Origin of the sequence: Nonomuraea sp. B5E05, from assembly GCF_039880665.1 — a bacterium.
In the GTDB taxonomy this organism is placed as follows: Bacteria; Actinomycetota; Actinomycetes; order Streptosporangiales; family Streptosporangiaceae; genus Nonomuraea.
Genome location: NZ_JBDPMJ010000001.1, coordinates 608173 through 634469 on the forward strand (window position 1 = coordinate 608173; position 26297 = coordinate 634469).

The 26297-nt window shown below is 71.5% G+C and carries 26 protein-coding genes; 13 read left to right on the forward strand and 13 right to left on the reverse strand.

The genetic code is table 11. The features are described 5' to 3' along the window. Positions 1 to 65 precede the first annotated feature (65 nt). A complete protein-coding gene (gene eccD, locus ABGB01_RS02805; RefSeq protein WP_347769906.1) occupies positions 66 to 1451 on the forward strand; it encodes a type VII secretion integral membrane protein EccD in 1386 nt (461 codons plus the stop codon). A 255-nt stretch (positions 1452 to 1706) separates the two neighbouring features. After that, on the forward strand, positions 1707 to 2189 hold the full coding sequence (locus ABGB01_RS02810) for a hypothetical protein (RefSeq protein WP_347769908.1): 483 nt from the start codon (positions 1707 to 1709) through the stop codon (positions 2187 to 2189). On the opposite strand, the gene ABGB01_RS02815 is transcribed toward ABGB01_RS02810, so the two are convergent. The 4 genes from ABGB01_RS02815 to ABGB01_RS02830 all read right to left on the reverse strand — a co-directional run bounded on the left by ABGB01_RS02815 (position 2158) and on the right by ABGB01_RS02830 (position 6374). Then, positions 2158 to 3378, reverse strand: coding sequence for a helix-turn-helix domain-containing protein (locus ABGB01_RS02815; RefSeq protein ID WP_347769910.1), 1221 nt, complete (start codon positions 3376 to 3378; stop codon positions 2158 to 2160). The two genes, ABGB01_RS02810 and ABGB01_RS02815, sit on opposite strands and share 32 nt — an antisense overlap. Positions 3379 to 3549: 171 nt before the next feature. Further along, positions 3550 to 4944: a Na+/H+ antiporter NhaA gene (gene nhaA / locus ABGB01_RS02820; RefSeq protein WP_347769912.1), complete on the reverse strand. Its 1395-nt coding sequence runs from the start codon at positions 4942 to 4944 to the stop codon at positions 3550 to 3552. Between the two features lie 273 nt (positions 4945 to 5217). Continuing rightward, positions 5218 to 6060 (reverse strand): hypothetical protein, encoded by an 843-nt coding sequence (locus ABGB01_RS02825; RefSeq protein WP_347769914.1) that lies wholly within the window; start codon positions 6058 to 6060, stop codon positions 5218 to 5220. After that, positions 6057 to 6374, reverse strand: a complete 318-nt coding sequence (locus tag ABGB01_RS02830; protein ID WP_347769916.1) for a hypothetical protein — start codon at positions 6372 to 6374, stop codon at positions 6057 to 6059. Before ABGB01_RS02830 ends, ABGB01_RS02825 begins: the two co-directional genes overlap by 4 nt. Before the next feature lie 149 nt (positions 6375 to 6523). Here ABGB01_RS02830 and eccB point away from each other — a divergent pair, with 149 nt between their 5' ends. Continuing rightward, entirely contained in the window at positions 6524 to 7924 is a 1401-nt protein-coding gene (gene eccB, locus ABGB01_RS02835) for a type VII secretion protein EccB (RefSeq protein ID WP_347769918.1), read from the forward strand. On the opposite strand, the gene ABGB01_RS02840 is transcribed toward eccB, so the two are convergent. From ABGB01_RS02840 to ABGB01_RS02855, 4 genes are all read right to left on the reverse strand, one after another. Next, positions 7918 to 9012: a transglycosylase SLT domain-containing protein gene (locus ABGB01_RS02840; RefSeq protein ID WP_347769920.1), complete on the reverse strand. Its 1095-nt coding sequence runs from the start codon at positions 9010 to 9012 to the stop codon at positions 7918 to 7920. The genes eccB and ABGB01_RS02840 overlap by 7 nt on opposite strands. Continuing rightward, positions 9009 to 9287: a hypothetical protein gene (locus ABGB01_RS02845; protein WP_347769922.1), complete on the reverse strand. Its 279-nt coding sequence runs from the start codon at positions 9285 to 9287 to the stop codon at positions 9009 to 9011. The genes ABGB01_RS02840 and ABGB01_RS02845 overlap by 4 nt, the downstream gene beginning before the upstream one ends. A 20-nt stretch (positions 9288 to 9307) precedes the next feature. Next, complete coding sequence (locus ABGB01_RS02850) at positions 9308 to 10309, reverse strand: winged helix-turn-helix domain-containing protein (RefSeq protein WP_347769924.1); 1002 nt, start codon at positions 10307 to 10309, stop codon at positions 9308 to 9310. 306 nt (positions 10310 to 10615) lie between these two features. Next, positions 10616 to 11548: a helix-turn-helix domain-containing protein gene (locus ABGB01_RS02855; RefSeq protein ID WP_347769926.1), complete on the reverse strand. Its 933-nt coding sequence runs from the start codon at positions 11546 to 11548 to the stop codon at positions 10616 to 10618. A 335-nt stretch (positions 11549 to 11883) separates the two neighbouring features. Here ABGB01_RS02855 and ABGB01_RS02860 point away from each other — a divergent pair, with 335 nt between their 5' ends. After that, a complete protein-coding gene (locus ABGB01_RS02860) occupies positions 11884 to 12072 on the forward strand; it encodes a hypothetical protein (protein WP_132503917.1) in 189 nt (62 codons plus the stop codon). A 63-nt stretch (positions 12073 to 12135) separates the two neighbouring features. Here the strand turns inward: ABGB01_RS02860 and ABGB01_RS02865 are convergent, their stop codons facing one another. Continuing rightward, a complete protein-coding gene (locus tag ABGB01_RS02865) occupies positions 12136 to 13125 on the reverse strand; it encodes an endonuclease/exonuclease/phosphatase family protein (protein ID WP_347769929.1) in 990 nt (329 codons plus the stop codon). 200 nt (positions 13126 to 13325) lie between these two features. Between ABGB01_RS02865 and ABGB01_RS02870 the strand changes: the two genes are divergently transcribed. Then, the gene (locus ABGB01_RS02870) at positions 13326 to 13769 is read left to right on the forward strand and encodes a spore-associated protein A (RefSeq protein ID WP_347769931.1); all 444 of its coding nucleotides are present in this window, start codon (positions 13326 to 13328) and stop codon (positions 13767 to 13769) included. 195 nt (positions 13770 to 13964) lie between these two features. Here ABGB01_RS02870 and ABGB01_RS02875 read toward each other — a convergent pair whose 3' ends face one another. After that, complete coding sequence (locus ABGB01_RS02875) at positions 13965 to 14816, reverse strand: hypothetical protein (RefSeq protein WP_347769933.1); 852 nt, start codon at positions 14814 to 14816, stop codon at positions 13965 to 13967. 306 nt (positions 14817 to 15122) lie between these two features. Between ABGB01_RS02875 and ABGB01_RS02880 the strand changes: the two genes are divergently transcribed. The 4 genes from ABGB01_RS02880 to ABGB01_RS02895 all read left to right on the forward strand — a co-directional run bounded on the left by ABGB01_RS02880 (position 15123) and on the right by ABGB01_RS02895 (position 19123). Next, on the forward strand, positions 15123 to 16277 hold the full coding sequence (locus ABGB01_RS02880; protein ID WP_347769935.1) for an ATP-binding protein: 1155 nt from the start codon (positions 15123 to 15125) through the stop codon (positions 16275 to 16277). Continuing rightward, positions 16274 to 17392, forward strand: coding sequence for a hypothetical protein (locus ABGB01_RS02885; RefSeq protein WP_347769937.1), 1119 nt, complete (start codon positions 16274 to 16276; stop codon positions 17390 to 17392). Before ABGB01_RS02880 ends, ABGB01_RS02885 begins: the two co-directional genes overlap by 4 nt. After that, positions 17362 to 18084: a response regulator gene (locus tag ABGB01_RS02890; RefSeq protein WP_347769939.1), complete on the forward strand. Its 723-nt coding sequence runs from the start codon at positions 17362 to 17364 to the stop codon at positions 18082 to 18084. The genes ABGB01_RS02885 and ABGB01_RS02890 overlap by 31 nt, the downstream gene beginning before the upstream one ends. 367 nt (positions 18085 to 18451) lie before the next feature. Then, positions 18452 to 19123, forward strand: a complete 672-nt coding sequence (locus tag ABGB01_RS02895; protein ID WP_347769941.1) for a lytic polysaccharide monooxygenase — start codon at positions 18452 to 18454, stop codon at positions 19121 to 19123. Between the two features lie 240 nt (positions 19124 to 19363). Here ABGB01_RS02895 and ABGB01_RS02900 read toward each other — a convergent pair whose 3' ends face one another. Beyond that, on the reverse strand, positions 19364 to 19882 hold the full coding sequence (locus ABGB01_RS02900; protein ID WP_347769943.1) for a GNAT family N-acetyltransferase: 519 nt from the start codon (positions 19880 to 19882) through the stop codon (positions 19364 to 19366). A gap of 6 nt (positions 19883 to 19888) precedes the next feature. Beyond that, entirely contained in the window at positions 19889 to 20236 is a 348-nt protein-coding gene (locus ABGB01_RS02905; RefSeq protein ID WP_347769945.1) for a DUF1778 domain-containing protein, read from the reverse strand. A gap of 377 nt (positions 20237 to 20613) precedes the next feature. Here ABGB01_RS02905 and ABGB01_RS02910 point away from each other — a divergent pair, with 377 nt between their 5' ends. Continuing rightward, complete coding sequence (locus ABGB01_RS02910) at positions 20614 to 21681, forward strand: C45 family peptidase (RefSeq protein ID WP_347769947.1); 1068 nt, start codon at positions 20614 to 20616, stop codon at positions 21679 to 21681. A gap of 11 nt (positions 21682 to 21692) precedes the next feature. Here the strand turns inward: ABGB01_RS02910 and ABGB01_RS02915 are convergent, their stop codons facing one another. Further along, on the reverse strand, positions 21693 to 22856 hold the full coding sequence (locus ABGB01_RS02915) for an acyl-CoA dehydrogenase family protein (RefSeq protein WP_347769949.1): 1164 nt from the start codon (positions 22854 to 22856) through the stop codon (positions 21693 to 21695). A 64-nt stretch (positions 22857 to 22920) separates the two neighbouring features. Here ABGB01_RS02915 and ABGB01_RS02920 point away from each other — a divergent pair, with 64 nt between their 5' ends. Genes ABGB01_RS02920 through ABGB01_RS02930 form a run of 3 tightly spaced genes read left to right on the forward strand, consistent with a single transcriptional unit; the run spans position 22921 to position 26263 of the window. Further along, positions 22921 to 24354 carry an aldehyde dehydrogenase family protein gene (locus ABGB01_RS02920; RefSeq protein ID WP_347769951.1) on the forward strand — a complete coding sequence of 478 codons (1434 nt, stop codon included), beginning with the start codon at positions 22921 to 22923 and terminating at the stop codon, positions 24352 to 24354. Further along, on the forward strand, positions 24351 to 25598 hold the full coding sequence (locus tag ABGB01_RS02925; RefSeq protein WP_347769953.1) for a CoA transferase: 1248 nt from the start codon (positions 24351 to 24353) through the stop codon (positions 25596 to 25598). The genes ABGB01_RS02920 and ABGB01_RS02925 overlap by 4 nt, the downstream gene beginning before the upstream one ends. Further along, on the forward strand, positions 25595 to 26263 hold the full coding sequence (locus ABGB01_RS02930; protein WP_347769955.1) for a GntR family transcriptional regulator: 669 nt from the start codon (positions 25595 to 25597) through the stop codon (positions 26261 to 26263). Before ABGB01_RS02925 ends, ABGB01_RS02930 begins: the two co-directional genes overlap by 4 nt. The last annotated feature ends 34 nt before the right edge of the window (positions 26264 to 26297 follow it).

Sequence of the window (26297 nt, forward strand, 5' to 3'; positions counted from 1 at the left end):
TATTTCAAAATTCCTCGATGTTTTTAGCGCGCCGCCTGCGATGTCCGATCCATAAACTCGTCCGGGTGAGTGCCACCGGAACCGACCTGTGCCGGGTCACCGTCGTGACCCCGCGCGGATTCCTGGATTTGGGCCTGCCGCCTGACATGCCGCTCGGCAACCTGCTGCCCACCCTCCTGCGCATCGCGGGGGAGGGGCTCGCCGAGGCGGGCCTGGCCCACGGCGGCTGGGTGCTCCAGCGGCTCGGCGGCCCGCCGTTCGACCTGAACGCCACGCTGTCCGAGCTGGCCGTGCGCGACGGCGAACTGCTGCACCTGCGCCCGCGCGGGCACGAGCTGCCGGAGATCGTCTTCGACGACGTGGCCGACGCCGTGGCGACGGGCGTGCTGGAGCGCACCGGCCGCTGGCAGCCGGCCACCACCAGGTCCTACGGCCTGCGCGCCGCCGCCGCCCTGCTCGGCACGGGCGCCGCCGCGTTGCTCGCGACCGGACCGCCCTGGGCGCCCGCGGCCCTGGTCGCGGGGGTCGTCGCGCTGGTCCTGCTGATGGTCGCGGCGGCGCTGTCGCGGGCGCTCGGCGACGCGCGATCGGGCGCGGTCATCGGGTACGCGGCCCTGCCGTACGGGTTCGTCGCCGGGCTGCTCGGACCGGCCACGGACGGCGCCATCCTCCAGCCGGCCAACCTGCTGTCCGCCTCCGGCGTGGTGCTGATGCTGGCCACGGCGACCGGGTTCGCGGTCGCGGACGGGTTGCCGGCGTTCCTCGGCGTGGCCGCCGCCGCGCTCTGCGGGCTGCTCGCGTCGGGGCTGGTCATGGGCTTCGACCTGGCCGCGGCCGGGGTGGCGGCGGTGCTGGCCGCCCTCGTGGTGGGGCTGACCACGGCGATCCCGTCCCTGTCGTTCCGGCTGGCGGGCATGCCGCTGCCCGCGCTGCCGACGACGGCCGAGGAGCTGCGGCGCGAGGGCGGTGACCTGGACGGCGAGCTGGTGATCGACAAGACGGTGGCCGCCGACCGGTTCTGCGGCGGGCTGCTCGGCGGGGTGGCGCTCGTCGTGCTCGGCGCCCAGGTGCTGCTCGTCCTCGACGGCTCCTGGGCCGCGATCGCGCTGAGCGTGGCGCTGTCGACGTCGATGGTCATGCGGGCCCGCGTCTTCGAGGGCCGTGGCCAGCGGATGTGGCTGCTGACCACGGCCCTGCTCGGCGTGGCGTCGGCCGCCTCGGGAGCCGTGCTCGGGGCGGCGGACGGGGTGGTGCGCTACGGGATCGTCCCCGGGCTGGTGGTGCTCGCCCTGGGCGTGGCGGGCACGGCGTTGTGGCTCACGTCCGGGAAGCCGTCCCCGTTCTGGGGCCGGGTGGGCGACATCGCCGACATCCTGCTGATGATCGCGCTGATCCCGCTGGCGCTGGCCGTGCTCGACCTGTACGAGACCATCCGCGGCCTGGTCGGCTAACGGGAGCCACCGGCCTCGCCGGCGGTGGCCTTCGCCGTCAGCGGGTGGTCACCGGAGATGACGCACGGAGCGACTCCTGCCTTTCTCTCGGCGGCACCTGCTGGAGACCGGAAGCCATCTTCACGCGTTATGGATTTGCCGATCGACGGCAATGAAACCGGGTTCACACTGGTCTTCACACACGTTGTCGTGGCTTCGGAAGTCTGCCAGCATCCGAATTAGTGGATTCCCGTGTCAATGAAGGGGATGAGTCGGATGATCGCCCACGACCTGGCGCATGATTTCCCGGCTGTGCGGCCCTGCGCGAGGCTGGTGGACGTGCTGGCCGTCATGGTGCGCGACAGCCTGCCCGGAGTCGTGGTCCTGGATTCTCGTGGTCGTCCTCAGGGGACGATCTCGCTGCCGGAAGTGCTCGATCTGCTGCTGCCGTGGCCCTTTAGAGAAAGCCCGAACCTGGCGAAGGTCTTCCCGGCAGAAATGGGGGACGACATTCTGGCCGAGGCGGCCCGGCGCCCGATCGGTGACCTGCTTCTCTCCCCCGTCCAGAATTGCCGTGTCGGCGAAAAGTCGACCACCTTGGAGGTGGTCACCGCGATGTCGCGACGGCGCAGCCCGCTGGCCACGGTCCCGGACGCCCGCGGCGGATCACATGTGATCTCCGCTCACCGCCTGTTCGAGCGCCTGATTCAGGCCTGCGATGAGGGCTCTACGCGACGGGGGGCGGGTTACGGCTGGTGACGGTGTCGCCGGGCCAGCCCAGCAGGCGCGCGCCGAGGGCCGCCGTCTCCAGCGCGTGCCGCTGAATCGGGTTGTCCAGGGCGTAGCCGGTCAGCTCACGGATGCGCTCCAGGCGATAGGTCACCGTACGCACGCCGATGTGCAGGCGGCCGGCGGCCCGCGTGGCGACACCGCCTGTGACGAAGTAGGCGAACAAGGTGTCGAGCAGAGGGCGGGGCCCTCCTCTGGCCGCCCGCAACGGGCCCAGCACGGTCTCGACCAATTCGCTGATCGCCGCGTTGTCCCGCAGGAGCACCTGCAGGACGAGCAGGTTGGACGCGTACAGTGTTCGCTCGGGAAGCTCGAGGCGGCGGGCGAACGACACCACCCTGCGGGCCTCCTCGAAGGAGCGCACCACCCCGCCAGGGCCATGATGGGCACGGCCCACGCCGATGCGCGGCGACGGGTCGCCTTTCGTCGCCTCCTGGACGAGGGAGCCGAAGGCCTCGCTCACGCCTGGCACGGAGCCGGGGGACACGCAGACCAGCAGGCCCTCCTTCGTGGCGACCAGGATGTCACGCGCCCCGAACCTGGACAACAATGACGCCTCCACGTTCCGCGAGACCGGGCCACCGTCGAAGAAGGGCTGTTCGGCCTCGGCGATCGTCACGACGTGGGCGCTGGCCAGGCGCAGCCCGAAACGCTCCGCTCGCTCAGCGAGGGTGCCCACGTCGCTGCGTCCCTGGAGCAGGTCGTCGATGAACTCCCTGCGCTGTGCCTCCTCGCGACGAATCATCAGGCGCTGAGCCGACTCATAACCCTCCACCAGAGCCACGATCGACCGGTCCGCGGCCCTGAAGACCGCTTCCCCGGCAGATCGCAGGTCACCGACCCGCCGGCTTCGGACGATCCCCGGCAGAACGGGCCAGGCCAGCCAGGTCGCGCTCAGGTGCACATCGATGATCGCGCGCAGGGGAACGCCGTCCCGCGCGGCGGACTCACCACACTCCCGCATGCGCGACAGCGCCGCCACGTCCACACGCCGCCCTGTCATGCTGACATCGGCCAGCAGCGGAAGGTATTCGCTCAGCCACTGGGCGGGAACACCACCGGCGTCGGCGCTGGCCCTGGCGGCTATCTCCGCCAGGTCCATGGGCCGCGCGTAGTCGCGCGGTTCGGATGAGCCGGCCCTGCCGCGGATGTCGTTCATGGTTCCAGACTCTCCTCTGCGGCCACCTCACGGCAAGATAGAGCCGAGTATGTGCGGCAATGCCTGTTACTGCTTGCCATGCCCCGGCAAACAAGAGGCGTCCCAGCTTTCGGGAGAGAGGAGGACGCGGAAACTCCAGCTCCTGGCAGGCGATCACGACAAGGGCCGGAGTCATGCGGGCCTGTTGCGCCGGCTGTGCCGGGCGTCGCCGATGAGTCCGCCGTCCACGTCACCGGTCCGGTGGTGGACGGCGAGGTCGGCCGGGCCGGGGCACTGGTAGACGTCAGGAACGCTGTCACGGTCGTGGTCGGCCACCTCCGCCTCGTGCAGGTGCCGGTACGCGCGGTTGCGCAGGCGCAGGATCACCGCCGCCAGCAGAGCCGCGATGAGAGAGCCGGTCAGCACGGCCATCTTGACGTGGTCGCCCCGCTCGCTTCCGGCGCCGAAGGCCAGTTCGCCGATGAGCAGGGACACCGTGAAGCCGATGCCTGCCAGGATCGACAGGCCGAGCACGTCGACCCAGCTCAGCCCTTCGTCGAGCTGGGCTCGGGTGAAGCGGGCCACCAGCCAGGTCGCAACCATGATCCCGATGGGTTTGCCGACGACCAGTCCGACGATGATGCCGATGGCGACCGGGTCGCTCAGGGCGGTGACGGCGCCGTTCAGCCCGCCGAGGTACACGCCCGCCGACAGGAACGCGAAGAGGGGCACCGCCACCCCGGCAGAAAGCGGCCGGAAGCGGTGCTCGAAGTGCTCGGCCAGCCCTGGGCCCGCCTCCGGACCGCCGGCGCGCCGGCTGCGCGTCACCGGCACAGCGAAGCCCAGCAGCACGCCCGCGACGGTGGCATGCACGCCCGAGGCGTGCACCAGCGCCCAGACCGTCACGGCCAGCGGCAACAGCAGCCACCACGAACGCACTCGGAGCTGCACCAGCACGGTGTAGATCGCCAAGGGCGCCAGCGCTCCCACGAGCGGGACCGGCGACAGGTCACCGGTGTAGAAGACGGCGATGATGGCGATCGCCAGCAGGTCGTCGACCACGGCCAAGGTGAGCAGGAACGTGCGCAGCGCCGCGGGCAGGAACCGGCCGATCACCGCAAGCACCGCCAGCGCGAAGGCGATGTCCGTGGCAGTGGGGATCGCCCACCCCGTGGCGGCTCCCTCGACGCTCCGGGTGACCAGCAGGTAGAGCACAGCTGGGAAGATCACTCCACCGAGGGCGGCGGCGACGGGCACCGCGGCGCGCCTCGGGTGGCGCAGGTCTCCGGCGACGAACTCGCGTTTGAGCTCCAGCCCTGCCACGAAGAAGAAGACGGCCAGCAACCCGTCGGCGGCCCACTTCTCCAACGCCAGATCCAGGTGCAACGAGGCTGGACCGATCGTGTAGGTGCGCATGCTGTCGTAGGCGGCCGACCAGGGGGAGTTGGCCCAGGCCATCGCCAGCGCCGCGCCGGCCAGCAGCAGGGCCCCGCCGATGGTCTCCTTGCGGAGAATGTCGGCGATGCGGCGGGTCTCCGCCCACGAGCCCCTGCCGAACAGGCGCGTGCGACGTCCCGGGTCAGTCATGAACGCTCCAGGTCAGATCTCCAAACGGTCAGGGCGGGTGGCAACGCGGTCACGTGGCGGCAAGCGGGCCCTCGCCCGCGCGCAGGGCGTGTGCACTGGACGACCCCCGGCCCATTATCTGAAGGCTGCCGTGCGCGAACGGTTCATGACTAGGTCAGCCGGTCGCAGTGTCGACCGGCGGTACTTGCCGAAGGGCGGCAACGTCAGATCGGGGGAAGGCGCCCGGCTACCTGGCACCGCGACCAGGTCGGTGATGAGCGGGACCGGCGCCGGCTAACCCCTGTTCCTGACCACGTCGTCCAGGCTCATGTCGCCGTCGGGCGTCCTGACCCGCCAGCCGAAGGACCGTGTGGTCTCCGGCAGCGGTTCGCCCTGCTCGGGCCGGGTGAACGTGCCCGCGTTCGCCGTGTCGATCGCCGCCTCGGTGAAGTCGATCGCCGCGCCGCCGTCCGGTCGCATGAACGCGAGCTGCACGGCGGCCGAGCCGCCGATCCCCGCCGCGACGCCGCTCAGCACGTCCTTGAGCCCGAGCGAGCCGAGAAAGCGCTGGAGCTGCCCGGTCGACGCGGCCAGCGCGGCGCTCGCCTGGGCGCCCGTCCTGCGCATCGCGATCCTGGCCGCCACCCGGGTCTGCGGGGCCAGGGCGAGCACCTGCAGCGCGGCCAGCCGCAGGTACGTCTCCTGCGCGATCTTGAGCGCCGCTCCCCAGTAGACGAGGAAACCGTCGCCGACGTTGTCGACGTGCCCGGCCACCCACTGCACGTTGGTACGGAAGGCGTCGAGGTGCGTCCGTAGCACGGCGGCCGCGTCGGCGAACGCCTTCTGGTCCTCGGCGATCCACTTCTGCCCCGAGGCGTTGATCACGCCGGTGAGCGCGTTGTTGGCGCCCTTGTCGAGCCGGCCGCCCACGCCCGCCTGCAGGTTGGCGGCGGCCGTCCAGATGGCCGGCACGTTCGCCACGGCCGGGGCGGTGGCCAGCAGGCCGATGAGGACGGACGGCTCCAGCCGGGCGGACCTGCGCAGGACGGCCCGCACGGTCTCGGGGTCGGGCGGGGTCCTGCGCGAAGGGCGCAGCGGGGAGCCGTCCCTGGCCAGGCCGGCGACTCTGCGGGTCACGGCCGGCTCACCCGCCGGACGGCGAGCTCCTCGGCGGCCCGCCAGTTGTGCTCGGCGAAGCGCAGGTGCTCGCCCTCCCACGTCCTCATCACGCCGAGCGCCGCGTCCGTGTCACGGACGAACGTGTCGATGAGCGACCGGTAGAGGGCGCCGACCGTCCACTCGCCCAGCGCCCCCCAGCCTGGGAAGTCCAGCGCCCTGTTCTCCTCGAGGATCTGGCGGATCTCCGCGAAGAGCGGCAGCAGGTCCTCCCTGATGTCGCGCCGGACTTCGCCGATCGCGTCGGGAGTGATGAAGACGGTGTGCTGATTCACGATCATTATCCTGTGACGCCGCCTGCGGATGTGGCGGGGATGTCACGAAATGGTCCGGCATTGTTCGCTTCTGCGATACCGTGCGGCTTCGCATCTTTTATCCCGATAAATTGGGTTTAGTAAGGACTAGTGGGAAGCAAGGGGCGTTAGTGCACAGCCAGCGCGACCTTTACCAGGCGTACCGCCTCACCATCCAGCGCATCGGCCTCGCCCTGCTGCGCGCCCAGCCCAACCAGCCCGAGTGGCCGCTGCGCCGGCAGAACATCGGGTTCCTGGCCGGGATCATGGTGGCGGTTCTGCTGTGCGTCGGTTTCGCCGTCTTCGGCCTGCTGCGCCCCGGCGGCACGAAGTCGATCGAAGAGCCGGGCACGCTCGTCATCGAGCGCGAGACGGGCGCCCGATACGTCTACAGCCACGACCAGCGCAGGCTCATCCCCGTCGCCAACTATGCCTCCGCCCGCCTCGTGCTCGCCTCGGGGCAGATCAAGGAGCGGGTCGTGGCGCGGGAGGCCCTGGCCGGATACGAGCGCGGCGCGCCCGTCGGCATCCCCGGCGCCCCCGACTCCCTGCCCAGCCCCGCCAACCTGGCCAAGGGTCCCTGGGCGGTCTGCGTGCAGGAGCGCGCCGAGCCGACCGGGCGCGAACCGTACGTGACGCTGGTCGCCGGCCGTAAGGTCGGCGGCACGCCGGTCGCGGAGGGTGACGCGCTCCTCGTCGACGTGGGCGGCCGGCAGTGGGCCATCTGGCGCGGCACCCGCATGCGCGTGGCGGGCGGCATCGCCCGCGGGCTCACCTCCACCACGCCCGCACCGGTGCCGGTCGCCTGGCTCAACGCCCTGCCGGAGGGCCCCGACCTGGCCGCGCCCGCCATCAGCGGCCGCGGCAGGCCGGTCACCGGACCCGGGGGCAAGGCCGCCGCCGTGGGCCAGGTGTTCCGCGCGGACGGCGTGGCCGGCGGCGAGGCCCGCTGGTACGTCTTGTTGTCCGACGGCCTCGCCCCCGTCACCCAGGGCCAGGCCACGCTCCTGCTCAGCGACCCCGGCAGCAGGCAGTCCTACGGCGGCGGCGCGGTGAAGGAGATCGCCATCGACGCGGCCACCGCCAACGCCGCGCGCCGCTCGCGGACCGCGATCCCCGCCGACGGCCTGCCTCCCGTCATGCCGCGCATGACCGCCTACGACCCGGCCAGCCCGCTCTGCGTCGTCTACGCCGACACGGGCACCGGATCCACCCGCGCCCGCCTCACCACCGGCGCCACGCTGCCCGAGCCGCACGGGGACGCCACCGACCTCGTACGCCTGCCGCCCGGCAAAGCCGTGCTGGCCGGTGTCCTGCCGGGCGACGGCCAGCTCAAGGCGGTCCAGGCCTACTACCTGGTCACCGCCGACGGCCGCCGCTACGCCGTGCCGGGCGCCGACGTGCTGGGCAAGCTCGGCTACGACGCGAGCCAGGCCACCCCCGTGCCGGCGAACGTGCTCCAGCTCATCCCCGAGGGCCCCGTGCTCGACCCCGCGCGGGCGGCCAAGCCCGCGATCGAGCAGGATCAGTAACCGCGGTAGCCGCCGCCGGTCTTCATGCCGACCACGCCGGGCACGTTCGAGACCGAGCCGTAGCGGTCGATGGCGTAGCGCACGCCCGCGATGATGTTGTGGACCGGGTCGTAGATGTTGCCGTGTCCCGGCAGCTTGTGGGCGTCGAACGTCGGGTCGATGGTCTGCATCAGCCCTTTGGAGGGCGTGCCCTTCGCCGCGTTGGAATCCCAGTTGTTGATGGCGTGCGGGTTGCCGCCCGACTCATGCTTGATGATCATCCAGATGTCGTTCGCGTTCATCTTCTCCAGGGGGTAGCCGTGCGCCCTGAGAACGGCGATCGCCTGGTTGATCCAGCCGGCGACCTGGCCCTGCGGGGCCGGCCCGCCTCCGGCCGGCGGCGGGCCGCTGGAGCCGTACCCGCCGAAGCCTCCAGAACCGCCGCCCGACGCGCCTGACGGCGTCGACGCGGCCAGCGCGGTCGTGCGTGACTCCGCCTCCGCCGGCGACCAGTCGAGCCTCCTGCCCGGCGCGGGTGCGAAGGGCTGGGCGTCCGGCTCCGGGAGCTCCTTGGCGACGTCCGGGATCGTGCCGAGCGCGCTCTGGAGCCTTCCGGCGGTGTCGGCGAGCGCCTTGCCGGTGTCGGCGACCAGCTTCTGCAGCGCCGAGCGGGCCTCGCCGAGCGCGGGCTGCATGCTCTGCGCGACCTGCTCCTCTGTGGGCCTGGGCGTACGGCCGCGCAACTCCTGGGCGGCGGAGGCGTACCCCTGGCAGATCTCCAGCGCCTGCGTCTCGGCGGAGCTCAGCGTGCTCGCGGCCGCGTCGAGGTGGCCCGCGCAGTTCTGCAACGCCTGCTGGAACCGGTCCCCGCAGCCCGCGAGCCTGCCCATGTAACCGGCGAACGCGTCGGCGCCCGACCCCTGCCAGGCCTGGTCCACGTCGGACACCGCGGTGCGCAGCGCGCCGGTGTGCTGCCCGCCGGTTCCCGCGGCGGTGCGCCAGGCCTGCGCCGCAGCGGTGATCGCCTCAGGCGCGCCGGCCACCCGGACCGCCAGGTCGGCCAGCTCGCCGCCGCCAGGCGCGGCCCTGACGTCGTCGAGCGCGCTCACCGCTGGACCGCCGCGCCGTCGGCGGCGGCGACCGTGCGCTCGACGCCGTCGAGGGTGCGCTCGACCGCATCCAGGCGGCCGCCCAGGGTCCTGGCCGTCTGCTCGGCGACCCGCAGCAGGTCGCCCGCCGCCGTCGCCATGGCCGCCGACCCTGACACGTTCCCGAAGGCCGCCGCGTCCGGCGCCTGGCCTGTCATGCCCGCGAAGGCCCCCGACGCCGACCTGGCCGCGGCCGCGCACGCCTCCAGCGCGCCGCGGTGGAACTTGAGCACCACGCTCGCCCTCCTTCCCCTCCTCAGCGCCGGAAGAGCTCCAGCAGCTCCTCCGCCCGACGGGTGCGGGCGATCCACATCTCACGCCCGCGACGTTCCCGCGTGATCAACCGCCCGGCACGCAGCCGGTCGCAGTGGTAGGTCAGGCCGCTCGGAGCGATCTTCATGTCCGTCGCCAGCATGGACATGGTCATGGGCTGGTCGAGCGCGCAGAGCAGGTCGGCCCGGATCGGACCGACGAGCGCGGACAGCTCGTCCACCGCCGGTCTGACCGGTTTGCGCCACAGCGAGTCGGCGCCACGGACCGGATAGGCGATCCACACCGCCTCGGGGTCGTCCAGGCTGACGATCACGGAGTCCTTGCCGGCCAGCGTCGGCACCAGGACGATCCTGCGGTCGCCCAGATCGTGCGCGATGGGTTCCGGGTCGGAGATGAGCAGGCCGCGCTCGGTGCAGACGATGCGGTCGCTGAGCGAGCCGAACAGCAGCTCGGGGCGGCCACGTACGGCCGCCACGCCCACCCGCTCGATCTCCCTGTCCAGCAGCGGGCGGGCCCGCTTCCACAGGGGTTCCGTGGTGTTCCAGACGTCGGTCACGGCGCTGGCGTAGCCGCGCAGCCAGCGGCGCGGATGTTCGGCGGCCGCACGCCAGTGCGCGGGCGGCGCCCCCGGCCCGAACGCCTGCTCCATGTCCTTGAGCAGGGCGTCCGGCGCGATGTCCTGCAGCGCGCTGATCTGGCTCTGCACGGTGACGTCCCCGTCGATCGGGGATCTGGCCACGAGACTGTCGGGCGCGACCGTGCGGCCGGGCGCGGCCAGCGGGCGTACGGACTCGTGCCCGTACGGGCCGACGCGCGCGCTGATCGCCCTCCGCCAAAGCTCGGGCAGGCCGCGACGGCGGCCCGCGAGCGCGTCGGCGATCATGGCGAGGACGGTCAGGTTCGGCGCGATGGAGATCGAGATCTGTGGCGTGGAGCTGAAACGCAGCTCGCTCCACGCCTCGGTGCTGATTACGTGAGCCCCCACGGGTTGGACTGTAGGCAGCGCAGTCATCACTGGAGCAATGCTTCAACGAAGCTAGAAACATCCATAGGTCGGACGATCCAGCCCTATGTGATGCGAACACTCCGGACGGTCGCGTGGTTGTCCGTCTGCTTCGGGGTCACCTGCATGACATGTCCTCTGTGTCGGGTCGTGTCGTGATTGGGATCGTTAACGTACGCTCCTCCGCTAACTTCTCACTTAAAAAAGTCCCCCTAGCCGCCTGAACAGCGGAAACACGCTCGGGGGTCGTACCCCTGCACCGACCTGATCTCCAGGAGCGGAGCCTCGTCAGCGCGGTGCGGTGTGGACCGCCTCGCGCCGGAAGTCGCGGGGGGACACTCCATAGGCCCGGCGGAAGGCCCGGCTGAAGTCGGCGGCGTGCGAGAAACCCCACTTGGCCGCGATGCTGTGGATCGGGACCTCTCGCAGCGCGGGATCGGCCAGATCACGCCGGGCGCGGTCGAGCCGCTGCGCCCTGATGTAGCCGCCGACCGTGCTGCCCTCCTTCTGGAAGAGCCGGTGCAGGTAGCTGGTGGAGATGTGGTGCTCGACGGCCAGCGCGCGAGGGCCCAGGCCGGGGTCGCGCAGGTGCTCCTGGACGAACGCCTGGACACGCAGGAGGAGCGCGTCACGGTTGGAGGGCGGGATGAAGGGGCTGGTCTCGATGGCGTGCGCGAGGAGCGCCGAGACCAGATCGAGCACCACCATGCCGAGCCGCGGGCCGTCGGCGGGCCGGTAGGCGCCCGGGTTCTCCGCCAGACCGGTGACGAAGCTCGCCAGCAGGGCGCCGATGCCGTCGGTGGCCGACATCCTGCTGCCCAGCATCGCGTCCACCTGGTGCGTGGGCAGGGAGACCAGAGACCAGGGCACGGTGACGATGGCGGCCTCGAACCGCGAACCCTGCCGCGGTGCGCGGAAACGCGCGGCCAGGACGCGCGTCATGTCGTGCACCAGCAGGTCGCCGACCCCCGACGTCGCGTGGCGATCGGCCCAGATGACCTGCAGCGACCCGGCCAGGGGCACCAGCAGCTGCCAGGTCTCCTCCAGCTCCGGATCCTCGGGGTGCTCCGCCGCCCGCCACAGGCGCTCCGGCTCGAAGCTCTTCCTCTCCACGGTCACGGCCCCGAACTGCGCGCTGGTGTCGCGCGCCTCGACCGCCGGCTCGCACAGGGGCTCGCCGTCTCTGACGCGGTCTTCGTCCCATGGCTCGGCCAACGGCATACCGGCAAGCCTATGCCGATCAGGCGCGGCGCGAGCAGCCACAGGGCCGGCCCGGGATGAGCGCAGCGAAGGCCCTGGCCGCTTTGCGCAACGTGCCTGTTCCAGGGGCCCGCACACGAGCGATCGCCCGCGGACGCCGGCCCGGGCGGGGAGGACATCTTTGCACCGGGACCCAAAGATCGAAGCCCGCGAGTGGGATTTCCCATCCACGCTCGACCCGGCGCCGGTGGCAGGTGCGACCACTCGGATGGAAGGCTTCCCCCAGCCGCCCCGGTCCTCCTGCGAACGGATGGCCGGGGCGGAATCTCCGCAGGCTACTGAAAGGAGTGCTGCAGATGACGTACGACGCCGGCCGCGTCGCGGCGAAGCGGATCAATGATCACGTGGAGGTCATCCACGTCGACCACCCGGACACGGTGCTGGAAGTGCCCCGCCGCGACTGGGAGTCCTTCACCGCGGCCGTCAAGTCGGGTGCGTTCGACCTCGAAACCCTCGAGCGGGCGCGGGAAGAGAACGTGGCCTGACCGCAGCACCAACGGCGCCCGCCCGCCCGCCGGCGAGCGGGCGCCTCCCCGGCTCTCGGAGACTCAGGGCAAGCGCAACTCGGCGAAGACGCCGCGGTGGTCGGTGCCCGGCACGTCGAAGATCTCCACCCGGCGCACGCTCACCCTCCGGTCGGCCAGGATGTGGTCGATGGAGATGATGGGCGGGAACTTCCTGAAGCTCGGCCAGGTCGGCACCAGGCCCTTGCCCACCTGGTCGGCGGCGTCCACGTAGCCGCGGTCGAGCAGGTCGCGCATGGCCCGGTGGTCGAGGCTGGCGTTGAAGTCGCCGGCCAGCACCCGGATCGTCGAGGATGTGGCCGGGGGAAAGGCGCTCAGGGCGGCGTTCCACTCCTCCGTCTTGCGGCCGAGCGGCGGATTAGGATGCACCGCCACGAACTCGACCGTGCCACCGCCCGGCAGCGTCACGGTCGCGGCCGGCATGTTGTGCCCGACCGGGGTGAACAGGCCCGTCAGCTCCTTCACCGGATGTTTGGAGAAGATGCCGCTGCCGGTGGCGCCGAACGAGGGCTGCAGCACGCGGTGCGGCAGGAGCCGCGCGAGCCCGGCCGCGTCCAGCCGCTCCACCTCGGCGTAGCTGAGCTCCAGGGCGCTGAACACGTCGACGTCGTGCTCGCGCACCAGGTCGACCACGGTCTCGGCGTCGGCCCGGGTGAACAGGTTGATCGCCAGCACCCGCAGCGGCGCGCCCTGTGCCGGAGGCTGCTCGGCGGCGACCGCGCGCGGCGCCACGATGGAGACCATCACCGCGCACACCACGGCGGCGGCGAGCGCGGCCGGGCGGTTGCGCCGCAGCAGCGACAGCAGCGCGGTCAGCGCCGCGAGCCCCGCTCCGATGGGTGTCACCGTCATGAGCTGGGTGAGGAAAGAGCCCTGCTCCAGGCCGCCGGCGCGGATGACGGCCCAGACGGCCAGCAGCGTGACGACCGTCCAGGACAGCCACCGCCTGCGACGTCTCTTCCGGGGCGGCGGGTCATCCGTCGTGGCCCGCTCGACGCCGACTGCCGCGCTCACTTCGTCATCCTGTCCCCGAACCGCTTCACAGTTGAACCCTAAACGGCTGCGGGACGACACGGCGCGACGCGGACAGATTCAACGATCGGCGCGCCGCCGCATCCCGGCGTCGCGGTCGGGCGCCTTGCTAACACGAAGGAAACGTGCCCTCGTGTTGGGTGATCGCAGGCAGGGCAGAACGGAAGGGATGGTGTAGTTCAGTGACCACGTTCAGGCGGAGAGCAAGGCTCTCACTTGCCACCGCGGCGCTGTTCGCCGGGTCCGTGGCAGTCAGCGGCCCGGCGCATGCGGCGTCGTCCCCGATCGAGGCATGCGGTGGTGGTAGTTACCACGTCATAGACAAGGAGGACTTGGGAGCGGTAGCCACCGTCTACCTGCTGTACAACGGAACATCCAATTGCGTGATCACGTGGAAGAAGGACGCGCACGCGGGAACCAAGACGTGGATGATGGCCTCCATCGCGAAGCAGGATAGCGACGGCGGCTTCTCCGACTACAAGACCGACAGCGGAAATTATGCCTACTACGCCGGCCCGCGGAAAGTGAAGGCACCCAATACGTGCGTCGACTGGGGAGGCGGCGTACCGGTCAACGGGGTCAAAGTTTCCTGGTACTCCCCTCGCTCGCGGTGGCACTGCGACTGATCGCTGAGAGTTCGGCCGCTTGTGCTCGCGTGCCCGACGCCCAGGTCGCCGGGCACAAGGGTCATCCACTCCGGCAAGCCGGATCTTACGGCCCGGGTACCTCACACGCGCGGCTCCCTCGGCGGGCTCGGCGACGCTCTCGGGAGCCGTGACGGGCTGATCGCCGGGCGGCCTGTCCGGATCCGTACGTCGGGCTCACGCGGTGACCACGTCGGCGATGATCACCGTGGCGTCGCCCTCCGGCTCCAGGGCGGACATCTCGTCGTACAGACGGTCCAGGCAGGCGGCAGGTGACGAGCCGCTCGCGAGCAGCGCCTTCAGCCGGGCGGCGCCGAGGGCGCGGGTCACGCCCTCCGTGACGATGGCCACGCGGTCGCCTGAGCGCAGGGGCAGCGTCCCGGTCTCCGGGGTGAGCGCCGACGGCAGGCCGGACCCGCCCGTCACCGTGCCGCCGTCGAAGGCGTGCGCCGTCGTGAGCGGCCGCGGCTCCGCACCCTTCGCACAGTGCCAGATGGCGCCGTCGCCGACGTGGGCGTAGCGCAGGCGCGGTTGCTGATCCTGGTCGAGGACGACCAGATCCAGCGAGCTGACCGGCCCTGTTCCGCCAGGGACGGACCCGGATGCGGCAGGTCGGGGCCCGGCGGACGGGGTGGACCCCGATGTGGCGGGGTCGGTGGCGTGGAGCAGGGCCGCGGCGCGTGCTGCGCGGTGGGCCGCCTGGGCGCACTCGCCGAGGTCCTTCTCCCGTGTCCCCGCACGCTGCGGCCGGGCGGCCACCACCGATGCCAGGGCGAGGGCTGCGGCCGTGTGGGCGTGTTCCGCGCTGCCCGCGCTGCCCGCGCTGCCCATGCCGTGCGCCGCCGCGATGAGCCGTTCCTGGATGACGTACGCGTCCGACGGCCGGCCCCGCGAGCCGTCGTACGTGCCGCCCGCCGCCACCAGCCTCGGCCGCGCGACCGGCAGGCCGGCCGGCCGGCTTTCCCCGCGTCCGCGGACCGTCATGACGGACAGGCAGCTCACCAGGATGGGGATCACCACGAAGAACATCAGGTTCCCTCTCTCTTTCGCGTTCCCAGCGGCCCGCGCATCAGTACACGCGTGTACAAGGAGACACGACTGACGGCTGTTCGGCCGTCGTGGGGATGACGGCCGAACAGCCGTCATGCCGCAGGAGGAGCGGCGGATCAGGGTCGGGGGAGGACGGTGATCAACCGCAGCAGTGCCGGCCCGAGGACACGACCATGCGACCCATCTCCCCATCCGCCGCCACGGCTGGCGCGATCTTCCCGCCCACCCCTGCGGCGTGCGTTAATCTGAGATCCGTCTTGTGCTCTCACTGCGAGCGGGCGGCGCATGTCTCACCGCGGTTCCACGAGGTACGACTCGGCGGCCAGGCAACTGGAGCAGGCCGCCGCGCGCACCGGGGCCGGTTCCCGGGCCGTGATCGGCCTGGTGGCGGTCGTCGCGGCGGTCCTCGGCGCCGTGCCGCCCGTCTCGGTGTGGTGGCTGGCGCCCGCCCTGGCGGTCCACCTGCTCTGGACCGTTCTCTTCCTGCGGATGGCCTGGCGCAGGAAGCCGCTGCCGTCCTGGCTGGCGGCCGGTGATGTGGCCGTCACCGTCATGCTCTGCCTCGCGCAGCGCCACCTCGTGGCGGTGGACGCGCTCGCCGCGAACGCGAGCTGGATCTCCGGGCTTGTCACCATGAGCGTGGTCATCGCCGGCGTCGCCTGGCGGCCTGCGATCGCCGTGCCCGCCGGGCTGGCCGTGGCGGCGTCGTACCTGGTGGGGGCCCGGTTAGCGGTGCCGCATCAGGACGTCGTGAGCACCCTGGCGATCCACCTCGTGCAGATCCTGTCCATCGCGCTGCTGATGACGCTGCTGCGCCGCTCCGCCGCCTCGGCCGACGCCTTCCTGCGCCGCAGCGCGCGCGCCGAGGTCACGCTCATGGTCGAGCGGCTGCGCCGCGAGGACGAGCTGCGCCAGGTCGGCAGCGTCCACGAGACGTCGCTGCACACGCTGACCATGGTCGGCCTGGGCACCTACGACCGGCCGTCGGACACGCTGCGCCGCCAGGCCGTGACCGACCTCGCGGCGCTGGAACGGCTGCGCGACAGGCCGTACGCGGGCACCGCGGCCATCGCCCTCGACGCCCTGCTCGACGAGGTGGCCGGCCGGGCCACGAGCCTGGAGGTACGCAGGAGCCTGACGCCGGAGACGGTGCCGGGGGACGTGGCCGAGCGGTTCGCCCGCGCCGTCAACGAGGCGCTGGCGAACATCGCCCGGCACGCCGGCGTGCGCGAGGCCGAGCTGGTCTCCAGCACCCGCGACGGCGAGATCAGGGTGGAGGTCGCCGACGCGGGCGCCGGCTTCGAAGTCGAACGGGTGCCGCCCGACCGGTTCGGCGTGCGCGGCTCGATCCTCGGCACGATGCGCTCCCTGCCGAACGCCGGCGCCGACATCAGCTCGGGGAGCGGCGGCACCCGGGTGAGCCTGTGGTGGCGGCCATGACCGGCGACATCGAGGAGGTCGCGCACCGCTACACGCTCTACACCGCGATCGGCGCCGTGGTGATCGCCGCGCTCTGGCACACGGGCTACGACCTCACCGTCACCGTCACCGGCTGGGAGTCGTTCCGCTGGCCCCTGCTCGCGGCCGCCGCCTGGATCGCCTACACCGCGATCGGCGTCGTCGCCGCCCTGTCGCTGTTACGCACGTTCACCGGCCCGGCCAGGGCCCGCGAGCTGGCCGTCGCCGTGCTCGTCCTGGACGTCGCGGTGATCGTGGCCTGCCGGCCGCACGACCTGATCGGCCCCATCGACTGGGGATGGGGGTCGGTGGGCTGGCTCGGTGTGATGGTGTTGTGGAACCGGCCGCGCTGGCGGGCCGAGGCCATCGTGTTCCTGTCGGCCAACGCCGGCATCATGCTGGTGGCGATGATCGCCACGGGCACGGTCGACCGCGTCTCCCTCGCCAAATACCTGATGGTCATCGCCGGCAGCGTCACGCTCCAGCTCGGCTACATGGCGGGCTGCCACACCCTGCGCGTACGCGCCGAGGACGCCGCGCTGCTGGCCCGCCGGCTGGCCGCCGACGACGCGTGGCGCGAGTCCGCCCAGCGCATCCACGCCGACCGGCTCCGCCGCTACGAAGCCATCCGCGAGGTGGCGGAGTCGATGCTCAAGCAACTCGCCGACGGCGCCGACCCCGGCGAGTCCCGGGTGCGCGACGACTGCACGGCGGGCGCCATGCGGCTGCGGCGGCTCATCACGGAGCGCGAGGAGGTGCCGGACGAACTGGTGTCGGCGCTGCGCGAGCACATCGACGCGGCCGAGCGGCGGCAGGTCCTGGTGACGGCGCCGCCGTTCGGCGAGCGCCTGCCCGCGCTGCCCGACGGCGTGCGCGAGGACCTCCTCAGAGCACCCGTCGCGGCCCTGGACGGGGCCAGGACGAGGGCCAGGGTGACCGTGTCCGCGATGTCGGCCATGGTGAGCGTGGCGGTCGTCGCCGACAACGACGACCTGCCGGTCAACCCCGCTCCGGTGCGAGAGCCCAGCGGGGTCGTCGTCACCTATCAGCGGCAGGGAGGCGAGGTATGGGTCAACAGCATCTGGCAGCGCCCATGACGGGGCCCATGACGGGGCCCATGACGGTCGCGCTGGTGGAGGACCATCAGGTCGTGGTGGACGGCGTGCGCTCGTGGTTCGGGCCGGACAGCCAGGTGGAGCTGGTCGCGCAGGGGCCCACCATCGAGTCGGTCCGCGGCACGCCCGCCGACGTGTTGCTGCTCGACCTCAACCTCAACGGCACCATGGTCATCGACCGGGTCGCGGAGTTGTGCGCGGGCGGGCAGCGGGTCATCGTCTTCTCCGAGCACGAGGAGCCCGAGACGGTGCGCGCGGTGCTCGACGCGGGCGCCTCGGCCTTCATCGGCAAGGGGCGGGCGACCCGTGACTCGTGTCTGGAGACGATCCTGGAGGTGGCCGCCGACCGGCCGAGCATGACACCGCCGATGGCCCAGGCCATCGCCACGGACGAGGGGCCGCACCGGCCGCAGCTGTCCGACAAGGAGCGGGCGGCGCTGCTGTTCTGGTTCCAGTCGATGTCGAAGGCCTCGGTGGCGGCGCGGATGGGGATCAAGGAACGGACCGTGCGGCAGTACATCGACCGGGCCAGGGTCAAGTACGCGGCGGCCGGGCGGCCCGCGCCCACCAAGGAGAAGCTGCTCATCTGCGCCATCCAGGACGGCCTGCTCCAGCCCGACGAGGTGACCGTCTACACGTCGCTGGCCGTTCGCACACCACCCGATCGGGGATAACGCCTGGCCTCGGTCCTCCTGGCAGGAGGGGGCCGGCAGGGCCGAGGACCAGGTCAAGGCGGGCGAGCGCTCAGCGCCGCGCGCGAACGAGCTCGACAAGGGCTCCAGCCCGGGCGGCGTTACTGAGGGTCACGGAGAACTACACTGCGGTTGGTCTGGTTTCCCTCGCGGAGGTGAAACTTTCACCCCGCGCCACGTGCGGTGGGAAAGCCCTTTCCGCTGCTCACTCCACTCGCCGCACAGAAGCGGTGAAAGCGGCTGAGACATTGACATGTCCCGTCATTTGTACGACCTTCCCCGGTCAGATACCGTCCCGGCGGGAGCGCTCCCAAACCATCGGACCCCCGACCGGAACACGGAGACCGCCATGCCCCGAGTCCGACCCCACCTGCGGCGCGCCCTCGCGCTGCTGCTGTCCGTGGTGACGATCTGCGCCATCGCCCTGTACGGCCCCATGACCGGTACGGCCTCGGCGCACGGCTCGGTCATCGACCCGGCGTCCCGCAACTACGGCTGCTGGCTGCGCTGGGGCAGTGACTTCCAGAACCCCGCCATGCAGCAGCAGGACCCGATGTGCTGGCAGGCCTGGCAGGACAACACGAACGCCATGTGGAACTGGAACGGGCTCTACCGCGACAACGTCGGCGGCAACCACCAGGCCGCGATCCCTGACGGCCAGCTCTGCAGCGCCGGCCGGACGCAGGACGGCCGCTACCGCTCGATGGACACCCCCGGGGCGTGGACCATGGCCAACCTCGGCGGCACCTTCGACATCCGGCTGCACGACCAGGCCCGCCACGGCGCCGACTACATCAGGGTCTACATCACCCGCCAGGGCTACAACGCCACCACCACGCCGCTGGGCTGGAACCACCTGGAGCTCGTCCGGGAGACCCCGCGTTACGCGCCCGGCGAGACGTACATGGTCAACGGCATCAGCAAGGGCTCGCGCACCGGCCGTCACGTGGTCTACACGATCTGGAAGGCCTCGCACATGGACCAGACGTACTACATCTGCAGCGACGTCAACTTCGGCTGAGCCGCGCACCCGCGCGCCGTAAGTGTCCGCCTTGGGACACGACCAAGGCACTCGCCCCTCCGTCGCGGTCCGTCGCGTCGGCAACAAGTGGAGGAGAAGCTGGGCGACGGCACGGGTGTCGACCCAGCGACGGTTCGGTTCGCAACGAACGAGTGTGGGAGGCGAGAGCCCGTCCTCACCCGGAGGACGGGCGTACCCATAAAGATAAGACCCTGCTCTGGGCGGGGTCTTATCTGCGGTTCAGGAGGTCTCTGAGGAACTGGGCGAGTCTTCGATACTGGCTTTGATGCTGCTCATCTTCTGAATCAGCCGCATGGTCCCGGGGATGCGTGTGAAGCCGTATTTCTCATAGAACGTGGCTGCCGACTCGTCGATAGCGTCTACCACCATAAGCCGCGCCGCGACGTTCATCGAGGCCTCGACGGCCCTCGCCAGGGCATCCACCAACAGCACCCCTCCCAGTCCGCGACCGTGAAGACGCTCGTCAAGGGCAAGACGGGCAAGGATCACGGCCGGGATCTGGTCGGGGCTCCCGCGCCCGATCTTCTTGGGGAGCACTTCTCGTTCGACGACATGCCCCGCAAGGGAGTAGTAGGCCAGGACATCGGTTTGGTCGGCCTCCGTCCAAACGAAGGTGCGTGCGGTGCTACTCGACTGAGCGTGCAAAGCGTGCTTGCTCAGCCAAGTATTGAGTTCCTCCTTCCCGCAATCGAAAGAATCGATTCGATGCCTGGGCGAAAGGGCTGCGGCCACGTACATAGGGGACTACCTCTTCACGGTGTCACTTCTTCTCCTCGCCGCAGCGGTCAACGCTTCGTTTCGCTGTGGTGGCTCTTCGAGAGAGGCAATGACCGCCTCGAAGAAGTCAGGCGGAACAGAGGTCACCTGCTCGCGACGTAGGACCTCTTGAGCAGCCTCCCGAAGGGCGTTGAGGACGAAGCTGGTCGTCGTCTCCCGTGCGGCATCGGCTGCGCTTTCGATCAACTCTTTGTCTTCTGCAGAGATGCGTACTTCGAGGCGGGTTTTGGGGGTTTTGTGGTTGATGCGAATTTTGGTCTTCGCGTGGGGGGGTGTCGTAGGTGGTGAGGTGCGAGAGAGATCAGTTCGAGTCATGTGAGGGTCCTTATCGCGCACGTCGAGGTCTTTCCCGACGCTGGTCACCAAGGCATGTCTGGGAGTAGAGCGTCGCTCTTTCCCCTTTTCCCAGTCGTCCTCTGGCGGCCGTGCGGAGTTGGTCGGTCTCCGCACCGCGGTGGCTGTACGGACATTGTCCGTACAGAGAGAAGGGTTGTCAAATGAGTGCCGCCACCATCGGCCCGTGGCTGGACGATCTGGGCGGCGAGCTCGGCCCGCCAGTCACCGGCCGCTGCGGCGATATTCCAGCAGAGCCGGGTGCACAGCGCTGATGGACAGGCTGATGGACAGGCTGATGGACAGGCTGATGGACAGGCTGATGGACAGGACAGGCGAACAGGGCTGAGGGTCGAGTCATGACATTTCCTACTTTCACGTCCAGCCAGGGTGAACCCCGAGCCCGCGGCGAGGAGCTCGGCTCCCACCGCCGCGCGGCCATCGCCGCCAACCTCGCCGGCTACCGCGACCTGTTCAGGGTCGCCGGCGCCACCCCCGCGCAGGTCCGCGCGTGGGGCGAGCAGGCGCTCGACCGCAGCGCCGCATGGGCGCCCCGGCTGGCCGACGAGATCGCCGGGATCGCGTCCGGGGCCGGGCTGGAGCCGTGGCAGGTGGCCGTGGTCAACGCCAGGACCGAGATCCTGGCCGCCCTCCACGCGAGCGGCGAGGGGGAGTGCTCGACGTCCGTCGTGCTGCCTGGCCCCGGCCTGCCGCCGCGTACGGTGCAGACCTGGGACTGGCACGACCACCTGCGCGAGGCCCCCATGTTGTGGGAGCTGGAGCCCAGCCCCGGGCACGTCGTGCGCACATTCACCGAGTCGGGGGCGCTGGCCAAGATCGGGGTGAACACGGCTGGACTGGGCGTGCACTTCAACATCCTGCGCCACGACGCCGACACCGCCGAGGTCGGCGTGCCCGTGCACCTGATCGCCCGCCGCATCCTGGACGAGGCGGCCACCGTGGAGGAGGCCGCCGGCATCGCCCGCTCGGCCACGGTCTCGGCCTCCACCGTCATCACCGCCGTGACCGCGGGCGGCGCGGGCGCGATCGAGATCTCCCCGGCCGGCGTGGCCGTCATCCCGCCCGATCCCGGCGGCGTCCTGATGCACTGCAACCACTTCCTCGACCCCGCGCTGGCCGAGGGGGAGCGGCACGCCACCGAACGGCCCGGCACGTACGCCCGCCTGCGGCACCTGCGCGACCACGCCGGCGAGCTCAGCGGTGACGACCTGACGAAACGTGCGCTCGCCCTGCTCAGCCACGGCCCCGTCGAGGCGCCCGTGTGCGCCCACCCCGACCTGTCGCAGCCGATCGACCAGCGGTGGGAGACGCTGGCCACGATCGGGCTCGACGTGCGGGCCGGGCGGCTACGGGTGCACCGGGGCGGGCCCTGCCGGGTCACCGAGGCGACCTGGCAGACGTTCTGATCGGCGGCCCGTCAGCTGAACGCGCCGATCCCGGTGAGCGCCCTGCCCAGCACCAGCGTGTGGATCTCCGACGTCCCCTCGTAGGTCAGCACGGACTCCAGGTTCACGGAGTGCCTGATCACCGGGTATTCCAAAGTGACGCCGCTCGCGCCGAGCAGCGTGCGGCACTTCCTGGCGATCTCCAGGGCCTCGCGCACGTTGTTCAGCTTGCCGGCGCTCACCTGCTCGGGGGTGATCGTGCCGGCCTCCTTCAGCCGCCCGAGGTGCACCGCGAGCAGCAGGCCCTTGCCCAGCTCCAGCGCCATGTCGGCGAGCTTCTCCTGGGTGAGCTGGTAGGAGGCGAGCGGCCTGGCGAACACCTGGCGGTCGCCCGCGTACGCGATCGCGGTCTCCAGGCAGTCGAGCGCCGCCCCCATCGACCCGAACACGATCCCGAACCGCGCCTCGTTGAGGCAGCCCAGCGGCCCGGACAGGCCTCTGGCGCCCGGCAACATCGCCTCGCCGGGCAGCCGCACGCCGTCGAGCACCAGCTCGCTGGTCACGCTGGCGCGCAGCGAGATCTTGTGCTTGACGTCGTTCACCGTGAAGCCCGGCGTGCCCGCGGGGACCAGGAAACCCCTGACGCCCTCGTCCGTGCGGGCCCACACCACCGCGACGTCCGACACCGAGCCGTTGGTGATCCACATCTTGGTGCCGTTCAGCACCCAGTCGCCGCCCTCGCGCTTCGCCGTGGTGCGCATGCCCCCGGGATCGGAGCCGAAGTCGGGCTCGGTCAGGCCGAAGCAGCCGATGCGCTCGCCGGCCGCCATCGCGGGCAGCCACTCCTGCTTCTGCTCCTCGCTGCCGTACTTCCAGATGGCGTACATGGCCAGCGACCCCTGCACCGACACCAGGCTGCGCAGCCCGGAGTCGGCCGCCTCCAGTTCCAGGCAGGCAAGCCCGTACGAGACCGCGCCCATGCCCGCGCAGCCGTAGCCGTCGAGGTGCATGCCGAGCACGCCGACCGAGCCGAGCGTGCGGGCCAGCTCGCGCGCGGGCAGCTCGCCGTCCTCGAACCAGCCGGCGACGTGCGGCCGGATCTCCCGGTCGCAGACGCGCCTGACCGTGCTCCTGATCTCGCGTTCCTCCTCGGTCAGCAGCGTGTCGAGGGCGAACAGCGCGGTGGGTGAGATCATGACTTCTCCATATTTTGGATCCAATATTGAAAATCCAATATGCCACGGTTAGGGTGCGGTGACCATGGACGTTCTCAATCTCATCGACGGCCAGTGGGTCGAGGGGGACGGCGAGGAGTTCGCCGACACCAACCCCGCACGACCGGGCGAAGTGGTGGCACGCGGGCGCTTCGCCTCCGGCTCCGAGGTGGAGCGGGCAGTGGCCGCCGCCAGGAAGGCCGCGCCCGGCTGGGCGGCCACCCCCCACCACGCCCGCGCGGAAGTGCTCACCGCCGCCGCCGGCCTCGTGGACGCCGAGGCCGAGGCGTGGGGTGCCGAGCTGGCCCGCGAGGAGGGCAAGACACTGCCCGAGGCGGTCGCCGAGGTGCGCGGCGCGGCCCGCATCCTGCGCTACCACGCCGCCGAGGCCGACCGCGAGAACGGCGAGGTCTACGCCTCCCCACGCCCCGGCGAGAACGTGCTCGTCGTCCGCAGGCCGGTCGGCGTCGCCGGCCTGATCACGCCGTTCAACTTCCCCATCATCATCCCCGCCTGGAAGATCGGCCCCGCGCTCAGCCACGGCAACACCGTCGTGTGGAAGCCGTCCTCACTGGTGCCGCTGCTGGCCTACCGGCTGGCGTGGGCGCTGACGGAGGCCGGCCTGCCCGACGGCGTGCTCAACCTCGTCTACGGCGAGGCCGCCGCCGGCTCCGCCATCGTCGACCACCCCGGCGTGGACGCCGTGTCGTTCACCGGCTCCACGGCGGTCGGCCGGGCGGTCATCGCCCGCTGCGGCGAACTGGGCAAACCCGTGCAGACGGAGATGGGCGGCAAGAACGCCTCCATCGTGCTCGCCGACGCCGACCTCGACCACGCCGCGGAGCAGGTGTGCCTGGGCGCGTTCCGGTCCACCGGGCAGAAGTGCACGGCCACCTCGCGGCTCATCGTCGACTCCGGCGTGGCCGACGACCTGCTCGAACGGGTGGCGGAACGCGCGGCGCGGCTGGTCGTGGGCGACCCCCTGGAGGCGGGCGTCGACATGGGCCCCCTCGTCAGCGCGGCCGCCCGCGACCGGGTGAGCGCCGGGGTGACGCGGGCCGTCGGCGAGGGCGCCAGGGCGCTGGCCGGCGCGGAACCGCACCCCGGCGAAGGATGGTTCGTGCCGCCGACCGTGCTCGACCTGCCGGGCACCGGCGTGGACTTCTGGCGTACCGAACTGTTCGGGCCCGTCGTGGGAGCCGTGCGGGCGTCCGGCGCGGAGGAGGCGCTCGGCCTGGCGAACCTCAGCGACCACGGGCTGTCCGCCGCGATCTTCACCCGCGACCTGGGGGTGGCGCTGTCGGCCGTCGACCGGGTCGAGGTCGGCGTGCTGCACATCAACTCCGAGTCCGCGGGGACGTTCCCGTACGTGCCGTTCGGCGGGCACAAGCAGAGCGGATTCGGGCCCAAGGAGCAGGGCCGGGCGGCCAGGGAGTTCTTCACCCGGACGGTGACCGTCTACCTCGGGGCGCCGGCGTGAGCGGCGGGGCGCTGTCCGGGCTGCTGGTGGCCGACTTCAGCCGGGTGCTGGCCGGGCCCTACGCCACGATGTTGCTGGCCGACCTGGGCGCGGAGGTCGTCAAGGTGGAGCGGCCGGGCACGGGGGACGACACCCGCGCCTGGGGGCCGCCGTACGCGCCCGGCGGGCAGGCGACCTACTTCCTCGGCGTCAACCGCAACAAACGCTCGATCGCCCTCGACCTCGGCGACGAGGCGGACCTGGAGGTCGCGCGGGCGCTGGCCACGCGGGCCGACGTGCTGGTGGAGAACTTCCGGCCGGGCACGATGGACCGGCTCGGGCTCGGCTACGACGCGCTGCGCGCGCTCAATCCGGGGCTGGTGTACTGCTCGATCACCGGGTTCGGGTCGGGCGCAGGGGCGGGGCTGCCCGGCTACGACCTGATCGTGCAGGCCGTGGGCGGCTTGATGAGCGTCACGGGCGAGCCGGACGGGCCCGGCACCAAGGCGGGCGTGGCCCTCGTTGACGTCATCACCGGCCTGCACGCCGCCCTTGGCGTCCTCGCCGCGCTCCGCCACCGCGACCGCACCGGCGAAGGCGGCCACCTCACCGGAACCGGCCGGCCGGGTGCGGGCGGGACGCACCCCGAGGGCCCCACGTCGAAGCCGGACATCCGCGAGCCCGGCGGTGGTGAGCGGGGACCAGGGGCGGGGCAGCGGGTCGAGGTGTCGTTGCTCTCCTCCCTCCTGTCGGCGCTGACCAACCACTCCTCCGCCTACGCCGCCGCCGGCGTGGTGCCGAAGGCCATGGGCAACCGGCATCCCAGCATCGTCCCGTACGAGGTGTTCCACGCGGCCGACCGCCCGCTGGTGATCGCGGCCGGGAACGACCGCCAGTTCCAGGCCCTCTGCGCGGTGCTCGACCGGCCGGACCTCGCCACGGACCCCCGGTACGCCACCAACGCGGGCAGGGTCGCCGCCCGCGACGGGCTCGTCGCCGCGCTCGACGACGCCCTGCGGGAACGCCCGGCGGACGAGTGGTTCGGGCGGCTCACCGCCGCCGGGGTGCCCTGCGGCCCGATCAACGACCTGGCCGCCGCGTTCGCGCTCGCCGAGGAGCTCGGCCTGGAGCCGTCCGTACGGCTTGACGGGGTCGGGCAGGTCACCGCCCCCGTACGCCTCAGCGCCACCCCGCCCTCCTACCGCCGTCCGCCGCCAGAGCTCGGGCAGGACGACGCCTGGGTTCGTGAGATATTGGGGCCGTGAGTTCGGACGGTGCAGGGCGCAGGCCACCGACGGCCCAGCAGTTCGTGCTGGCCGAGCTGCGCCGCGCCATCACGACCGGCCGCCTGCGCCCCGGAGCCCCCATCCGGCAGGACGCGCTGGCGGACGAGCTCCAGGTCAGCCGGGTGCCGCTGCGCGAGGCGCTCAAGACGCTCGAGGGCGAGGGGCTGGTCACCCACCAGGCGCACAAGGGCTACTGCGTCGCGACGCTCTCGCTCGACGACCTGCGTGAGGTCTACCGCATCCGCGAGCTGCTGGAGGAGGAGGCCGTGCGCCGGGCCGTGCCCCTTCTCACCGACGCCGACCTCGACCGGCTGGAGGCCGCGCAGCGCGACGTCGAGCGGGCCGCCGCGGCGGGCGACGTGCTCGCCATGGCCACGGCCAACCGGCTGTTCCACATGACGCTGTTCGACTGCGCGGGCATGCCCCGGCTGGCCCGGCTCATCAGGACCTTGTGGGACACGACGGACGCCTACCGGTCGATGTACTACGGCGACGGGGGCAACCGCGAGCGGGTCGTCAAGGAGCACCGGGCCACCCTCGACGCGCTCCGCCGCCGCTCCGCCGACGAGGCGGTCGCCACCCTCGACGTTCACCGCGATCACGCGGTCACCGAGCTGCAGTCCCTGCTCCCCGCTTCACCCTGAGCAGGCGCGCGCCGTCCACGCGGGCCCGTTGACG

Coding starts and splice junctions, on each gene's coding strand:
- ABGB01_RS02810 (WP_347769908.1), top strand. CDS start 1,707: ATGATCGCCCACGACCTGGCGCATGATTTCCCGGCTGTGCGGCCCTGC.
- ABGB01_RS02815 (WP_347769910.1), bottom strand. CDS start 3,378: ATGAACGACATCCGCGGCAGGGCCGGCTCATCCGAACCGCGCGACTAC.
- nhaA (WP_347769912.1), bottom strand. CDS start 4,944: ATGACTGACCCGGGACGTCGCACGCGCCTGTTCGGCAGGGGCTCGTGG.
- ABGB01_RS02855 (WP_347769926.1), bottom strand. CDS start 11,548: ATGCCGTTGGCCGAGCCATGGGACGAAGACCGCGTCAGAGACGGCGAG.
- ABGB01_RS02860 (WP_132503917.1), top strand. CDS start 11,884: ATGACGTACGACGCCGGCCGCGTCGCGGCGAAGCGGATCAATGATCAC.
- ABGB01_RS02875 (WP_347769933.1), bottom strand. CDS start 14,816: ATGTTCTTCGTGGTGATCCCCATCCTGGTGAGCTGCCTGTCCGTCATG.
- ABGB01_RS02880 (WP_347769935.1), top strand. CDS start 15,123: ATGTCTCACCGCGGTTCCACGAGGTACGACTCGGCGGCCAGGCAACTG.
- ABGB01_RS02885 (WP_347769937.1), top strand. CDS start 16,274: ATGACCGGCGACATCGAGGAGGTCGCGCACCGCTACACGCTCTACACC.
- ABGB01_RS02890 (WP_347769939.1), top strand. CDS start 17,362: ATGGGTCAACAGCATCTGGCAGCGCCCATGACGGGGCCCATGACGGGG.
- ABGB01_RS02895 (WP_347769941.1), top strand. CDS start 18,452: ATGCCCCGAGTCCGACCCCACCTGCGGCGCGCCCTCGCGCTGCTGCTG.
- ABGB01_RS02900 (WP_347769943.1), bottom strand. CDS start 19,882: ATGTACGTGGCCGCAGCCCTTTCGCCCAGGCATCGAATCGATTCTTTC.
- ABGB01_RS02905 (WP_347769945.1), bottom strand. CDS start 20,236: ATGACTCGAACTGATCTCTCTCGCACCTCACCACCTACGACACCCCCC.
- ABGB01_RS02910 (WP_347769947.1), top strand. CDS start 20,614: ATGACATTTCCTACTTTCACGTCCAGCCAGGGTGAACCCCGAGCCCGC.
- ABGB01_RS02915 (WP_347769949.1), bottom strand. CDS start 22,856: ATGATCTCACCCACCGCGCTGTTCGCCCTCGACACGCTGCTGACCGAG.
- ABGB01_RS02920 (WP_347769951.1), top strand. CDS start 22,921: ATGGACGTTCTCAATCTCATCGACGGCCAGTGGGTCGAGGGGGACGGC.